Here is a 13,983-nt window from a genome sequence, read left to right on the forward strand (position 1 = left end):
GAAGCGCGGTCGCCTCCGCGAGGGGCGGGATTTGGATCTCCGCGCGAACGCGACCCGCTCTCGCGCCGTACCGTCGTTCGCACCACGTGTGCGGTGCGGCGTACGGAGAGTGGTGGAGGGCGGAGGGGTTACGCGGCATGGTCTGTCTCCTGCGGAATCGGCGGGTGCGCCGGGAACGGCTGCGCGGACGGGGCGCGGCCGTGCTGCTGGCGCTGCTGGTGCTCCAGTTCGGCTCGCTCGTCTCGCCGGCCCACGCCTGCGGCTGCGGCGCGCTGATCCCGGGCGGCCAGCGCCAGATCGCGGTCGGCCGGGAGGTCTCCGCCGTGCGCTGGGACGGTGCGCAGGAACAGATCGTGATGAGCCTGACGGTCCACGGGGACGCGGAGCGGGCCGCCTGGCTCATGCCCGTGCCGCATCGGGCGACGGTGGGGCTCGGCGACCCCGGCCTCTTCGACCAACTGGCCGCGGCCAGTGCCCCCGCGCACCGCACCCGCCACCACTTCTGGCCGCAGGACGGCGACTGGCCGCTGACCACCGGCGGCGAAACGGCCGTCCCGCCGCCGCCCGGGAGGGGTCCCGGCGGAGTCGGCGTGGTGGGCCGCGAGCGGCTCGGCCCGTTCGACGTGGCCCGGCTCACCGCCACCGATCCGGCGGACCTGGACGACTGGCTGCGCGCCAACGACTTCGCCCTGCCCACCCGGCTGCGGACCACCCTCCAGCCGTACGTCGACCAGCGGTGGGAGTACGTGGCGGTCCGGTTGACGCCCGAGATCGCCGGCACCGCGCTGCGCGGCCGGCTCGACCCCCTGCACCTCACGTTCGCCGCCGACGAGCTCGTCTACCCGATGCGGCTGTCCCGGGCGGCGACCACCCCGCAGTCGCTGGGCCTGTACGTCCTCGCAGCCCACCGCATGGAACCGGCCTCCCCGATCGGCGGTGAGCGGCCGCGGGTGACGTTCGCCGGGCGGCTCGGCACGACGACGGGGCCGCTGGCGAAGCTGTCGAAGGGCGCCCCGTTCCTGACGGCGGTGGCCCAGGAGTTCCCCCACCCCTCGGAGATCACCGGGGACCACCGGCTGCGCCGGGCGGCCGCGGACACCGCGTTCCGGCAGGTCGTCTACGAGGACCGGCTGCTCGCGGTGGCCGGGATCCCGGTGTGGCTGCTGACGGTAGTCAGCGGGCTGATCGTCGTGAACGTCGTCGCGGTCGTGCTGGGGCTGCGCCGGGGACGGGACCGGCCGTCCGGCCCGCCGGAACCTCACCCCGCGGCCGTGCAGCCGCCGCCGACCGGGGCCGCGCCGCCCGGGACGCCCCCGACGCCTCCCCTCCCCCGCACACCCCCTCCGGCACCTCCCATGCCTCCCATGCCTGCCGTGCCTCCGGTGCCGTCGGCGCCTCCCGCGCGGCTCTCGCAACCCGTCGCGCCCCCTGGGCCGAACGGCTGAAATCCTCCGCCCGCGGACCGCGCGATACCCCCGAAGGGGAACCCACGCGCGACGCGTGCCGTTGACGTCACTAGTTAGCATCCCTAACTAGAGATGCAGAGTTGCCGACAGACACGTCAGGTACACGAGAGGCAGAGCGCATGAGCGAGTCGCAGGCCTGGGACGCCGTCGACGCCTACTTCACCGACCATCTCGCCCCGGACGACGAGGTGACGGCGGCCGCGTTGCGCGACAGCGAGGCCGCCGAGCTGCCGCCGATCAACGTCACGGCGAACCAGGGCAAGCTGCTCCAGCTGCTCGCGGAGATCCAGGGAGCCCGGTCGATCCTGGAGATCGGCACGCTCGCCGGTTACAGCACGATCTGGCTGGCCCGCGCGCTCCCGGCCGACGGGCGGCTGATCTCACTGGAGTACAGCCCGCGGTACGCGGAGGTCGCCACCCGCAACATCGCCCGCGCGGGCCTCGACAAACTGGTCGAGGTGCGGGTGGGCGCGGCCCTGGAGTCGCTGCCGCTGCTGGCCGACGAGAACCCGCCCCCGTTCGACCTCGTCTTCATCGACGCGGACAAGGGCAACAACGCCCACTACCTGGAGTGGGCGTTGAAGCTCACGAGCGTGGGCAGTCTGATCGTCGTCGACAACGTCGTACGGGGCGGCCGGGTCGTGGACGAGGACAGCGGCGCGGACGACGTGCTCGGCACCCGCGCCGCGATCGAGTTGATCGGCGCGCACCCCAGGCTGAGCGGCACGGCGATCCAGACGGTGGGGGCGAAGGGCTACGACGGTTTCGCCCTGGCACGCGTCCTGGCGTGACCCCACGCCCGCCGCCCGCACCGGCCAGGAGCCCTCGGACCGGTCAGGCCCCCGGGCACCTGGCCCTTCGGGCACCTCGGGCACCCGGCCCATCAGGCACTCCTGGCCCTTCGGATCCTTGAGGCTCTCCGGAACTCTCCGCCCCTTTGGAACCTTCCGGGCCTTCGGGGTCCTCAGGCCTCGTGGTAGAAGCCCACGTTGACGCTGCGCGGCCCGGTGCGGTCGAAGATGATGATCTCGCCGGAGCCCGCCAGCGGCACGGTGCCGCCGTACACGAGCGACTGGCTGTACTGCCCGATCACCAGCCGCACTTCGGAGGACGGCTCGTCCTGCGAACCGCGCAGCCACGAGACCTGCCAGGTCCCTTCGGGGCCGCACAGGAACTCCAGGTGCACCCGCGAGACGAAGAGCCAGTCGTCCGGGGTGGCCAGACGGCACACGGACCTGTCCCTGCCCACCCGCAGCACGGCGCCCGGGTCGCTGGGCGAGTCGGCCATCAGCATGCCGGCCGTGGCGCCCTCTTCCGTCCCGGAGACGGTGGCCATGGTCAGTTCGAGCACGTGCGCTCCCCTTGAGAATTCTTCGACATGCCTGTCGGCGTCCTGAGTCCTGATTGTGTTTGTGCAGCGGCCGCATGATAAATCGCCCGGGCGCATCCCGTCCGGCACAATGGACGCATGACCGAGCGAAAGCCACCGGGCGTTCCGTTCGAATCGTGGGTCGACAAGCAGATCCGTGAAGCGGAACGGCGCGGCGAGTTCGATCAACTGCCGGGCGCGGGGAAGCCGTTGCCGGCCGACGTGGAGACGTCGTACGACGAACTCTGGTGGATCAGGCGCAAGATGGCCCGTGAGGGCCTCTCCGTGCTGCCGCCCGCGCTCGCCCTGCGCAAGGAGGCGGAGGACGCGCTCGCGGCGGCGTACGCGGCCCCCTCGGAGCGGATCGTCCGGAAGATCATCACGGACGTCAACGTCAAGCTGCGCGACATGATGTTCAAGCCGCCGCCCGGCCCCCCGCTGGGCATGAAGCCGTACGACGTCGAAGCGGTCGTACGGGAGTGGCGGGAGCGCCGGGCGGCGGCTGGAGGGACGGCCGGTTAGGCCGCGGGTCCGGCACAGAGGCGCACCAGGGGTGCACCAGCTGCATCAGGGCTGCATCTGAAGTGCGTCACGGCTGCATCAGCAGTGCATCAGGGCTGCATCACAGGTGCAGAAGCCGCTCCGTCAGTTCGCGGTAGTCCCGCAGGGCCAGGCGGAGTTGCTCGGTGTCCACGGCGGTCGCTGCCGAAGCCGCCCTGTCCTTCCCGCCCTCCTGCTGCTGCCAGGTCCCACGCAGGGTACGGCGGCGCCGGTCCACGACGTCGGTGAGGCGTCCGGCGAGCTCCTCCAGCACCTCGTCGGCCTCGGCCACGGCGTCCCTGGGCCCGTCGACGAACCCGACGACCGCGTGCCGCATGCGGGAGGAGATCCGGTCGCACTCGTCGTCCGGGAGGAGAGACGCGCCGTGTCCGCCGGAAGCAGAGGCCGGCCCCGGGGCGGATCCCTCGGCAGGGGCCTCACGGCGGACGGGGGCATCGGAAACGGCGGAAGCGGCCGCGGGCCCGGTGTCCGGGGCGGTGATCGGGGGCACCTGGGTCCCGGACGCGGAGGTCCTGGAGGCGGAGGTCCCGGACCCGGAGGTCCCGGCCGTCTCACGGCCCCTGGCTCCCAGCGCGCCCGCGCCGGCTCCCGCACCCGTACTCGTACCGGTGCTGGTGGCCGCTCCGGCGCCGGTCTCGGGGCGGACCGGCGTGGAGCTCTCGCCCAGTCGGTCGGCGCCCGCCCCTGCGGCGGTGCCCGCGCCCCTGCGCGCGACCCCGCCCGTGGTCGGGTCGGTCGCCGTGCCGTCGCCGCGGAGATCCGCCAACGGCCGGACCTTCGCGTCCCTCTCGTTCTTCTCGTCCGGCAGAACGGCCTCGCCGGGCAGGACGGCGCCGCCGGGCCGCATGGCCTTGGCGCGCTCGTCCGTCGGGCGGCCGTCGTCCGGGCTCGCGCCGGTGTCTCGTGTCACGTCGGGCATGGTGTTCAGCCCTCCTTCGCCTGGTGGCGGTGGAAGCCCCACGACATGTGGTGGCCTGAGCGGGAGCGGTCCTGGGTCGCGGGCTCCTGGGTGCGGTGACGGCCCGAGTCCCCGCGGGCCGGGGCGATCAGGTCGTCGAAGAGGGCGCGGGCCTCGAGCATGGCGGACCGCATGTCCTCCGTGCCCGGCGTCCGGCCGTCGTCCAGGCCCGGCGTTCGGCCTTCGCCCGTCCCGTACCCGTCGGACGTGCCCGCGTGCTGTGTGCCGTGACCGTCGGCACGCGTGTGGGCGACGCGGTGGACGCGCCGGTAGCCGTGGACGTGGTCGGCGTGGTGGACGGAGAGCGCGGCGAGCTGCTCCTCGTACTGGTCGCCGGCCGGGAAGCCCCGGGCGCCGGCCACCTCGGCGAGCAGACGGTCGGCCTCGGTGACGGCCTCCTGGGGCGAGTCGACGAACCGCTCCTGGGCGGCCGTCCAGCGGGCCTCGAACCGCTCCCGTTCGGCGGGCTCCAGCGGCCGCTCGCGCAGTCCGCCGTGCCGCTCCACCAGGGCGTCGAGCTCCCGCTCGGCGGCCTTGACGTCCCCGTCGTGGCGGGCCACGGCACGGTCGTACTCGGGTCCGAAGCGGCGCTTCAGATTGCGTCCCCCGCCGTGCGAGCCGCGAGCCCGCAAGGCCAGAAAGGCCGCGACGGCGACGACAGCCACCACGACCACGATCAGAGCGATGATCACTCCTGTGGACATGCCTTGCCTTCCGGTGTGTCGGCCCCACGGGCCGGTTCTCCCTTCGGGTTGCCCGGACGGCACCTCCCAAACGGCGGGCGCGACGGGCCGTCAGAAGACATGACAGCGGCCGGCACGGTTCACGACGGCGGCCCAAGGGACGCACGGCGGCGGCGGACCCGGTTCACGGGAGTGTGCGAAGACGGCCTGACGCGTCCCGCCGCCGACCGCCCCCATGCATCCCGCTCACCGCCGTAGTGGCCCGGACCGGACGCTGTCGTGGACCACGGGATGTACGTCGCCGGGGAGATCCCGTGGGGCGACGAACCGCCCTTCCCGTTGCTGCCGCACGTCGTCCCGGTGCTCGTCTGCGGCGCACGGCGGCTGTTCGACGGCCTCGGGGACCAGCACGTCGAGGGGGAGAAGACCCAGGTGCTGGACTCGCCGAAGATCACGCATATCCGGTTGCGGGCCCCGCGGGGCGTCGCCGCAGAATGACCGGATGACCTGGACCATCGCCCCCGAGCCCGTCGCCTCCCCCGTCGCCCGCGCGCTCTGGCGGGACTACTACACGGAGGTCAGCGACCGCTGGTACCTGCTGCACGAGGGGCGCCGCACCGACCCGGAGGAGCTGGAGCGGGAGATCGCCGCCCAGACCTGGGACGAACTCGCCCCGCCGCGTGGGCAGTTGTTGGTCGGGCGGCACGACGGCGAGCCGGGCGGCTGCGCGGGCGTGCGACTGGTGGACGCCGGCGCCGCCGAGCTGAAGCGGGTGTTCGTAAGGGAGGGACTGCGCGGCAGGGGCGGCGCTCCGCTCCTGGTACGGGCCGCCGAGGACGCCGCCCGGGCGCTCGGCGCCACGCGGATGATCCTGGACACCCGTGGCGACCTGGTCGAGGCGCGCGCGCTGTACGCACGGCTCGGCTACACCGAGACCGAGGCGCACAACGACGACCCGTACGCCGAGCACTGGTTCCGGAAGGAACTCGGCTGAGCGGAGGTCAGAGGAGCCGGTGGTCGGGCACCACCCGCCCGCCGTACGGCCGCTCCCGGTCCGAGCCGCACAGCTCGTCGGTGAGCTCCTTGACCAGCTGGACGAGATCGGTGGGCCGGTCCGGGCCCCACCAGTCGCCGAGCAGCTCGGCCAACGAGTCCTCGCGGGCCTCGGCGAGCCGCTCGGCGACCTCGCGCCCCTCGGCGGTCAGCACCATGTCGAGTCCGTCGCGCACGGCGAGCCGGCGCTCCTCGACCTGCCGTGCCGACTCGATGACCACCGGCAGCGGGACCGTGCTCTGCTCGGCCAGCACCGACGGCTCGACGCTGCCGTGCCGCCTCATCCGCAGCAGCAGCCAGCTCGCGCCCGGGAGGAGGTCGTAGCCGGCCCGCGCGGTGGTCTTCCGGTAGATGTCGCGGCGGCCCTCGTGGGTGCCGAGGACCGACAGTGCCCGGCACACCTCGTCGTACGAGGACCGCTCCACGGGGTTGCTGGCGAGGGTCTCGGTCACGTCGGGGGCGGTGACCGAGCCGCGCAGCGGGTCCTCCTTCAGGAACCACGCCAGGACGAAGCCGAGGAGCGCGACCGGGGCCGCGTACAGGAAGACGTCGGTGATGGAAGAGGCGTACGCGTGCAGGACGCGCGGGCGCAGGTCGGACGGCAGGTCGGCGATGCCCCGCGGGTCGGACTCCAGCGTGCCCGCCGACACCCCGGCCGGGAGCCGGACGCCCCGGAAGGCGTCCGCGAGCGCGTCGCCGAGGCGGCTCGCGAAGACGGTGCCGAAGATGGCGACGCCGAAGGAGGCCCCGATGGAGCGGAAGAAGGTCGCGCCGGAGGTGGCGACGCCGAGATCCTCGTAGGCGACGGCGTTCTGCACGATCAGCACCAGCACCTGCATGACCAGGCCGAGGCCGATGCCGAAGACCAGGAAGCAGACGCTCATCTCGGCCGTGGAGCTGTGCTCGTCGAGCCGGTGCAGGAGGAGCAGTCCGAGCGTGGTGACGGCCGTGCCGGTGATGGGGAAGACCTTCCAGCGGCCGGTGCGGCTGACGATCTGCCCGGAGGCCGTGGACGACAGCAGCATGCCCGCCACCATGGGCAGCATGTGCACGCCGGACATGGTCGGCGAGACGCCCTGCACCACCTGCAGGAAGGTCGGCAGGTACGTCAGCGCGCCGAACATCGCGAAGCCGACGATGAAGCTGATGACGGCGGAGAGCGTGAAGGTGCGGATGCCGAACAGCTTGAGCGGGAGGACCGGTTCGGCAGCTCTGCGTTCGGCGGCCACGAACGCGACGGCCAGCAGCACGCCGAGCACCGCCAGGCCGACGATCTGCGGCGAGCCCCAGTCCCAGGTGGTGCCGCCGAGGGACGCGACCAGCACCAGACAGGTGGCGACCGAGGCGATGAGGAAGGTGCCGGGATAGTCGATGACGTGTCTGGCCGCCTTGCGCGGGATGTGCAGCACCGCGGCGATGACGAAAAGCGCCACGACGCCGACGGGCAGGTTGACGTAGAACACCCAGCGCCAGCTGAGGTGTTCGGTGAACAGGCCCCCCAGCAGCGGGCCGAGGACGCTGGTGGCGCCGAACACCGCGCCGAACAGGCCCTGGTAGCGGCCGCGGTCGCGCGGCGGGACGATGTCGCCGACGATCGCCATCGACAGCACCATCAACCCGCCGCCGCCCAGACCCTGGACGGCCCGGAAGGCGATCAACTGCGGCATGTTTTGAGCCATTCCGCACAGCGCTGAACCGATCAGAAAGATGACGATCGCGATCTGGAAGAGCCTCTTGCGCCCGTACTGGTCACCGAGTTTGCCCCACAGCGGGGTCGCGGCCGTCGACGCCAGCATGTACGCGGTGACCACCCATGACAGGTGCTCCATACCACCGAGGTCGCTGACGATCGTCGGCAGGGCGGTCGAGACGATCGTCTGGTCCAGGGCGGCGAGGAGCATGCCGAGCAGCAGGGCGCCGATCGAGACCAGGACGTTTCCGGACACGTGTTCCTGACGTGGATCCGCCGCCCTGCTGTACGCGTCCAAGGCCATGGATGCCTCCTGAGGCTCTGGTGACGCTTTCCATCGTGATCGGTGTGACCCGTTATGGCCTCTTGTAAGCCTCCCGGATCCTTACGGAATGCGACATTCCGGGGGCCATAGGTGAACGGTTGTGTGGAGGATCTGCATAATTTCCGGAGTTTGAACGGGGAGGGACGAACACGTGATGGATCCGACGGGACGGCAGGGACCACCGGGGCGGCAGGGACTGCCGTGTCCGGAGTGCGGAGCGCTCCGCGCGCCCGACAACACCCCGTCCTGCGCCTGCGCCCAGCGCGCGTCCGAGGCCCTGCGCGACACGCGCACGGCGGAGGCGGCAGCCGCGGAGGACTTCGATCCGTTGCGGATACGCCCGTACGTGGAACTGGAGGGCTCGGGCCGGCCCGGCACAGGGCCCCACACCGGACCCGACGCAGGGACCAGGGGGTCCGGCACGGGAACCGACACGGGGAGCAGGTCGGGAGCCAGGACGGAGACCGGGACCGAAGCCGCAACGGGCCACGGATTCGGGAACATGACCGGGGGCGGGCCCATGGCCGGCCCCGGGGGCATGACCGGAGGCGGACCCGCGACCGAATCCGGGGGCACGACCAGGGGCGGGCCCATGGCCGGACCCGGAGACATGACCGGGGGCGGGCCCATGGGCGGATCCATGGCCGGTTCCGGGGATGGATCATCCGGGGGCAGCTTCGGAAGCGCGACCTCCTCCGCCGCGGACGTCACCATGCCGCTGCGCGCGGTTCCGGGCGACGCGACCGTGCCGCTGCACACCGTGCCCCCCTCCGGCGGTCCCGCGCCGGACGTGACGGCGGCGCTGCCCACGCCACTGGCTCCGCCCGCCTCCTCGCCCAGCGCCGGCGACCTGAGCCTGTTCGAGACGGTGAACGTCGGCGCCCGGTACCCCGAGGACGAGGAACCGCGCGGCTCACGCCGTCGCCGCACGCTGCTGATCGCGACGAGCGCCGCCCTCGTGACCGTCGTGGCCGCGGCCGGGTTCGCCACCGGCCTGTTCTCCTACGAGAAGCCGACCCGAGACGGGGCCGCCCCCAAGGACGTACGGGCCGCCGTGCCCGACACCTCGACCGCCGCCGCCTCCGTCTCGCCGTCGGCGAGCCCCTCGGCGTCCCCGTCGGCCTCGGAGGCCTCGCCCACCCCTTCCGAGAGCGAGAGCCCGTCGCCCTCCGCGTCGAGGACGAGTGCCCCGCCCTCGGCGTCCCCGTCGGCCGAGACGAGCCGGCCCACGCCGACCGCTCGCGCGACCCGATCCCTGGTGCCCGCCAACGGGGCCGACGACAGCCAGGAGGCCCCGGCCGACGCTCCCGTCCTGCGGCGCGGCGACAAGGGCCCCGAGGTGACCGAACTGCAGCTGCGGCTGCGTCAGCTGTCCCTCTACAACGGCGAGGCCGACGGCACGTTCAGCAACGAGGTCGAGGACGCCCTGCGCAGCTACCAGTGGTCACGAGGAACGACGGCGGACGGCCTGGGCGTGTACGGACCGGCGACACGGACGAGCCTGGAGTCCGAGACAAAGGAACCGTGACGACCAGAGCCGAGCCGAGCCGACGGGCGTAGGACAGGCGGATCGGCAAACCGGCAGGCCGAGGGCCGTCGGTCGCCGGCGCGGCGGCCGGGCGGCGGCCGCGGGCCGACGAGTGAGGCCGGCGGCAGCCGGAGCGGCGGCCCGGCAAGCCGGGGCATACGTCCGTCGGGGCGGCAGGCCGAGCAGCCTAGGGCCGCCGGTCACGGAGGCAGCAGGCCGGGCAGGCCGGCGCGTACGTCGCGGGGCCGCGGCCCCGGAAGCCGGGGCGCAGGTCGTCAGGGGCCTCGGGACCCTATCCGGCGTGGATGCGGACCCCGTCCCGGAGGACTTCCACCCGCACCTGGCGCAGATCCCGGACGACCACGTCCGGGGCGTGTGCCGCCGCTCGGGGGCCGACTCCCACGACCTGCATTCCGGCGGCGCGGCCGGCCGCGATGCCCGCCCCGGAGTCCTCGAACACCACGCACTCCGCCGGGGCGACCCCCAGCTCGGCGGCGCCCTTCAGAAAGCCCTCGGGATCCGGCTTGCTCGCGCCGACCGACTCCGCGGTGATCCGAACGTCGGGCAGCTCCAGTCCCGCCGCGGCCATCCGGGCCGTCGAGAGCGGGACGTCGGCCGAGGTGACCAGCGCGTGCGGGACGCCCCGCAGCGAGGCGAGGAACTCGGGTGCGCCGGGCACCGGAACGACGCCGTCCATGTCGGCGGTCTCCTCGGCCAGCAGCCGCGCGTTGTCCGCGAGGTTCAGGTGCGTGGGCCTGCCGGGCAGCAGCACCGCCATGGAGGCGTGGCCCTGCCGGCCGTGGACGACCTTCATGACCTCGTCGCCGTCGAGCCCGTGCGCATCGGCCCAGCGCCGCCAGATCCGCTCGACGACGGCGTCGGAGTTCACGAGCGTGCCGTCCATGTCGAGCAGGAGGGCGCGGGCGGTCAGGACCGGCATCGACAGCTCCAGGTGCGTAGAGACGAAGCTCCAGGTGCGTGGAGACCAAGCTCCAGGTGCGCAGGGACGAAGCTCCGGGTACGGAGGACAAGGCGGCCCCGCCCGCCGGTCAGGGAAAACGAGCGGGAGCCACTTTGTTTCTCCACGGTACAAAACATTCCGGCCCCACCGCCACCCCGGGCGGCGACGATCGGAAAAGGTCCGGGAAGCGTTCACTCGCCGTTCAGCTCAGCCGGTGACCGCCTCCCACAGGCTCCACACCCCCAGCGCCAGCATCAGCAGCGCCGCGATCCGGGTGATCAACTGCAGCGGCACCCGCTTCATCAGCGCCTTTCCGCCGACGATGCCGAGACCGGCCACCGCCCACAGCGCCAGTACCGCCCCGAGGCCGACGGAGAGCGGGTCGTCGTAGCGGGCGGCGAGGTTCGCCGTCATGATCTGCGTGAGATCGCCGAACTCGGCGACGAGGATCAACATGAAGCCCGCGCCCGCGACCTTCCAGAAGGACTGGTTCTCCGGCCGCCGGATCTCCTCGTCTCCGTCGTCCTTCTTCAGCAGCAGCATGCCCGCGCCGCCCAGGAACAGGACGCCCGTCAGCGCGTGCAGGAGCTGCTGCGGCAGCAGAGTGAGCACGCTGCCCGCGGCGACCGCGAGCGCGATTCGGGGGCCGCCCCACCGAGAGTCCGCGCACTTCGAAACAGAGACACCTCGGCACGGCAGCGCACACGTCATCCGTGCCGTGGGGCACGGATGTGCACTGCTTGCCGAAGGTCTCGCTGGCCTGCCCGCACGACGGGCCTGCCTCCGGGCGCCGGCTCAGACGAGCTGAGCAGTATGTCGACGGTCCGGCGAAGAGCTACTCCCCTTCTGCGCTCCTCAGTGTACGAGATCGTCCGTACAGCCGTTCGCGCAGATCGTCCGGCCCGTTCCGCCGCAGACCTTGTCGTGTCATGCACACGTCACTAGCTTCTTACCCGGCGCACACCTCCCCGCAATGCGGGAGCGCGAGCATTCCCTCGCTCGCGCCCCAACACCCCGCCTCCCCAACGGAGTTCGCAATGCCGAAGTTCTACGCGCGTGGACGGCTGAGCATACTCGCCGCCCTCACCGGCCTCATAGCCTCGGTCGGGCTCTTCACCTCCCCGACCGCCTCCGCCGCGCTGCCCACACCGGTCAGCGCCTCCACCGCCCGCACCTACCTCGCCTCGCTCACCGTGGCGGCCGAGGACCGCACCGGCTACGACCGGGACCTCTTCCCCACCTGGATCACCATCAGCGGCACCTGCAACACCCGCGAGTACATCCTCAAGCGGGACGGCACGAACGTCGTCACCAACTCCGCCTGCACCGCCACCAGCGGCAGCTGGTACTCCCCCTACGACGGGGCCACCTGGACCGCCGCCTCCGACCTCGACATCGACCACCTGGTCCCGCTCGCCGAGGCCTGGGACTCCGGCGCCGACGCCTGGACCACCGCCCGGCGCCAGGCCTTTGCCAACGACGTCACCCGCCCGCAGCTCATCGCCGTCACGGACAACGTGAACCAGTCCAAGAGCGACCAGGACCCGGCCGAGTGGATGCCCTCGGTCACGTCGTACCGCTGCACCTACGTCCGCGCCTGGGTGCAGGTGAAGTACTACTACGGCCTCTCGGTCGACTCCGCCGAGAAGAGCGCCCTGACGAGCTATCTCGCCAACTGCTGACCGAACCGTAGCCGCGGAATGCCCCCGTGAGCCTCCGTCGTTCCGTACCGTGACGGGACGACGGAGGAGGGCGATCACGTGGCCGAACTGCGGCTGGGACCACTGCTGAGATATGCCGACGCCTCGTGCGCGACCGTGTGGGTCGAGGCGAGCCGCCCGTGCGACGCCGAGGTGCGCTGCGCGGACGGCGCCGGCGGCACGGCCCGCACCTTCCAGGTGGCGGGCCACCACTACGCCCTGGTGCAGGTCGACGGGCTGACCGCGGGAACGACGACGGCCTACGAGGTCTTCCTCGACGGCGCCCGCGTCTGGCCGCCGCCCGACTCCCGCTTCCCGCCCTCGGAGATCCACAGCCCCGCCGAAGACGGCGACGAGCTGCGCGTGGCGTTCGGCTCCTGCCGCTGGGCGGCTCCTCCGGCCGGCGGGCACGACCCCGTCGGATCCGACGCGCTGGACAACCTGGCCGGCCGTCTCGCCGGCGACCCGACAGCCGAACGGCCTCATGTGCTGCTGCTGTTGGGCGACCAGGTGTACGCCGACGAGGTCTCCGACGCGACCCGGGAGCGGATCGCCACCCGCCGCGGTCTCGACGACGCGCCGGGAGCCGAGGTCGCGGACTTCGAGGAGTACACCTGGCTCTACTACGAGTCCTGGCTCGACCCCGAGGTGCGCTGGCTGCTGTCCACCGTGCCCACCTGCATGGTCTTCGACGACCACGACGTCATCGACGACTGGAACACCTCCGCCGCCTGGCTGGCCGACATGCGTGCCACGCCCTGGTGGCAGGAGCGGCTGCTGAGCGGCCTGATGTCGTACTGGGTGCATCAGCACCTCGGCAACCTCACCCCGGCCGAGCTGGCCTCCGACCCGCTCTACGCCGCCGTGCGCGAGGCCGACGACGGCACCGACGCCCTGCGCGACTTCGCCGCCCGCGCGGACCGGGAGCCGGAGACCGTGCGGTGGAGCTACCGGCGCGACTTCGGGCGGGTACGGCTGCTGATGGTCGACAGCCGGGCCGCCCGGGTCCTCGACGAGGACGAGCGCTCGATGCTCGACCCGGGCGCAGAGGCATGGCTGCGCGCACAGGTCCTCGACGACCCCGGCTCCTACGACCACCTCCTGATCGGCACCTCCCTGCCCTGGCTGCTGCCGCATCTGGTGCACGACGCCGAGGAGTGGGACGCGGCCCTGTGCCGCGGCGAGCGCGGGGCACGCTGGGCCCGGTTCGGGGAGAAGCTGCGGCGCGGCGCGGACCTGGAGCACTGGGCGGCCTTCCCGGAGTCCTTCGCCGCGCTGGCCGGACTGATCGCCGAGGCCGGCACGGGGACCCGGGCGCCGGCGAGCGTGCTGGTGCTGTCGGGGGACGTGCATCACGCGTACGCGGCCGAGCCCCGATGGCCCGACGCGACCGGCCCTGACGCGCGGGTGCTCCAGCTCACCTGCTCCCCCGTCCACAACTCCGTCCCGCTGTCGATGAGGGTGGGCTTCCGCTTCGGCTGGAGCGCGGCGGCCCGTGCGCTCGGACGCCGGGTCCGTCGGCACGGCCGTTGTCCCCGGCCACCCGTCAGCTGGCGCAAGACGGGCGGGCCGTGGTTCGGCAACCAGATCATGTCCCTTGCGCTGCACGGTCGTTCGGCCCGGCTGCGGCTGGAGCAGGCACGACCGGACGGCGGCCTGGTGACCGTGATGGAGTCCCACCTCACCTAG

Annotated in this window: 13 protein-coding genes and 1 pseudogene; 8 read left to right on the forward strand and 6 right to left on the reverse strand. The window is 72.6% G+C overall.

All coding sequences use genetic code 11. The features are described 5' to 3' along the window. Nucleotides 1-137 precede the first annotated feature (137 nt). Both ACZ7DE_RS05795 and ACZ7DE_RS05800 read left to right on the forward strand, forming a co-directional pair. The gene (locus ACZ7DE_RS05795) at nt 138-1,445 is read left to right on the forward strand and encodes a DUF2330 domain-containing protein (RefSeq protein ID WP_470758416.1); all 1,308 of its coding nucleotides are present in this window, start codon (nt 138-140) and stop codon (nt 1,443-1,445) included. A gap of 140 nt (nt 1,446-1,585) precedes the next feature. Continuing rightward, nucleotides 1,586-2,257, forward strand: coding sequence for an O-methyltransferase (locus ACZ7DE_RS05800; RefSeq protein ID WP_470758418.1), 672 nt, complete (start codon nt 1,586-1,588; stop codon nt 2,255-2,257). Between the two features lie 173 nt (nt 2,258-2,430). On the opposite strand, the gene ACZ7DE_RS05805 is transcribed toward ACZ7DE_RS05800, so the two are convergent. Beyond that, complete coding sequence (locus ACZ7DE_RS05805) at nt 2,431-2,817, reverse strand: hypothetical protein (protein WP_470758420.1); 387 nt, start codon at nt 2,815-2,817, stop codon at nt 2,431-2,433. Nucleotides 2,818-2,934: 117 nt separating this feature from the next. On the opposite strand from ACZ7DE_RS05805, the gene ACZ7DE_RS05810 reads away from it, so the two are divergent. After that, nucleotides 2,935-3,357: a DnaJ family domain-containing protein gene (locus ACZ7DE_RS05810; RefSeq protein ID WP_470758422.1), complete on the forward strand. Its 423-nt coding sequence runs from the start codon at nt 2,935-2,937 to the stop codon at nt 3,355-3,357. A gap of 100 nt (nt 3,358-3,457) precedes the next feature. Here the strand turns inward: ACZ7DE_RS05810 and ACZ7DE_RS05815 are convergent, their stop codons facing one another. After that, nucleotides 3,458-4,315 (reverse strand): hypothetical protein, encoded by an 858-nt coding sequence (locus ACZ7DE_RS05815; protein ID WP_470758424.1) that lies wholly within the window; start codon nt 4,313-4,315, stop codon nt 3,458-3,460. 5 nt (nt 4,316-4,320) lie between these two features. Continuing rightward, nucleotides 4,321-5,058 (reverse strand): hypothetical protein, encoded by a 738-nt coding sequence (locus tag ACZ7DE_RS05820; RefSeq protein ID WP_470758426.1) that lies wholly within the window; start codon nt 5,056-5,058, stop codon nt 4,321-4,323. Nucleotides 5,059-5,316: 258 nt separating this feature from the next. Here ACZ7DE_RS05820 and ACZ7DE_RS05825 point away from each other — a divergent pair, with 258 nt between their 5' ends. Continuing rightward, a complete protein-coding gene (locus tag ACZ7DE_RS05825) occupies nt 5,317-5,535 on the forward strand; it encodes a hypothetical protein (RefSeq protein WP_470758428.1) in 219 nt (72 codons plus the stop codon). A gap of 4 nt (nt 5,536-5,539) precedes the next feature. Next, nucleotides 5,540-6,031 (forward strand): GNAT family N-acetyltransferase, encoded by a 492-nt coding sequence (locus ACZ7DE_RS05830; RefSeq protein WP_470758430.1) that lies wholly within the window; start codon nt 5,540-5,542, stop codon nt 6,029-6,031. 7 nt (nt 6,032-6,038) lie between these two features. Here ACZ7DE_RS05830 and ACZ7DE_RS05835 read toward each other — a convergent pair whose 3' ends face one another. Beyond that, nucleotides 6,039-8,084, reverse strand: coding sequence for an MDR family MFS transporter (locus tag ACZ7DE_RS05835; protein WP_470758432.1), 2,046 nt, complete (start codon nt 8,082-8,084; stop codon nt 6,039-6,041). A 613-nt stretch (nt 8,085-8,697) separates the two neighbouring features. Here ACZ7DE_RS05835 and ACZ7DE_RS05840 point away from each other — a divergent pair. Next, nucleotides 8,698-9,633, forward strand: a complete 936-nt coding sequence (locus ACZ7DE_RS05840) for a peptidoglycan-binding domain-containing protein (protein ID WP_470758434.1) — start codon at nt 8,698-8,700, stop codon at nt 9,631-9,633. A gap of 292 nt (nt 9,634-9,925) precedes the next feature. Here the strand turns inward: ACZ7DE_RS05840 and ACZ7DE_RS05845 are convergent, their stop codons facing one another. Then, nucleotides 9,926-10,573: an HAD-IA family hydrolase gene (locus tag ACZ7DE_RS05845; RefSeq protein WP_470758436.1), complete on the reverse strand. Its 648-nt coding sequence runs from the start codon at nt 10,571-10,573 to the stop codon at nt 9,926-9,928. Nucleotides 10,574-10,801: 228 nt separating this feature from the next. Next, nucleotides 10,802-11,233, reverse strand: a pseudogene (locus ACZ7DE_RS05850) (TMEM165/GDT1 family protein); the annotation flags it as partial. A 398-nt stretch (nt 11,234-11,631) separates the two neighbouring features. Here ACZ7DE_RS05850 and ACZ7DE_RS05855 point away from each other — a divergent pair. Together ACZ7DE_RS05855 and ACZ7DE_RS05860 are read left to right on the forward strand one after the other, a co-directional pair. After that, nucleotides 11,632-12,276: an HNH endonuclease family protein gene (locus ACZ7DE_RS05855; RefSeq protein WP_470758438.1), complete on the forward strand. Its 645-nt coding sequence runs from the start codon at nt 11,632-11,634 to the stop codon at nt 12,274-12,276. A gap of 78 nt (nt 12,277-12,354) precedes the next feature. Continuing rightward, on the forward strand, nt 12,355-13,983 hold the full coding sequence (locus ACZ7DE_RS05860; RefSeq protein ID WP_470758440.1) for an alkaline phosphatase D family protein: 1,629 nt from the start codon (nt 12,355-12,357) through the stop codon (nt 13,981-13,983).

The sequence above is a fragment of the Streptomyces sp. NPDC037083 genome (assembly GCF_055606485.1).

Coding starts and splice junctions, on each gene's coding strand:
- ACZ7DE_RS05845 (WP_470758436.1), bottom strand. CDS start 10,573: ATGCCGGTCCTGACCGCCCGCGCCCTCCTGCTCGACATGGACGGCACG.
- ACZ7DE_RS05820 (WP_470758426.1), bottom strand. CDS start 5,058: ATGTCCACAGGAGTGATCATCGCTCTGATCGTGGTCGTGGTGGCTGTC.
- ACZ7DE_RS05835 (WP_470758432.1), bottom strand. CDS start 8,084: ATGGCCTTGGACGCGTACAGCAGGGCGGCGGATCCACGTCAGGAACAC.
- ACZ7DE_RS05795 (WP_470758416.1), top strand. CDS start 138: ATGGTCTGTCTCCTGCGGAATCGGCGGGTGCGCCGGGAACGGCTGCGC.
- ACZ7DE_RS05855 (WP_470758438.1), top strand. CDS start 11,632: ATGCCGAAGTTCTACGCGCGTGGACGGCTGAGCATACTCGCCGCCCTC.
- ACZ7DE_RS05815 (WP_470758424.1), bottom strand. CDS start 4,315: ATGCCCGACGTGACACGAGACACCGGCGCGAGCCCGGACGACGGCCGC.
- ACZ7DE_RS05810 (WP_470758422.1), top strand. CDS start 2,935: ATGACCGAGCGAAAGCCACCGGGCGTTCCGTTCGAATCGTGGGTCGAC.
- ACZ7DE_RS05840 (WP_470758434.1), top strand. CDS start 8,698: ATGGCCGGACCCGGAGACATGACCGGGGGCGGGCCCATGGGCGGATCC.
- ACZ7DE_RS05800 (WP_470758418.1), top strand. CDS start 1,586: ATGAGCGAGTCGCAGGCCTGGGACGCCGTCGACGCCTACTTCACCGAC.
- ACZ7DE_RS05830 (WP_470758430.1), top strand. CDS start 5,540: ATGACCTGGACCATCGCCCCCGAGCCCGTCGCCTCCCCCGTCGCCCGC.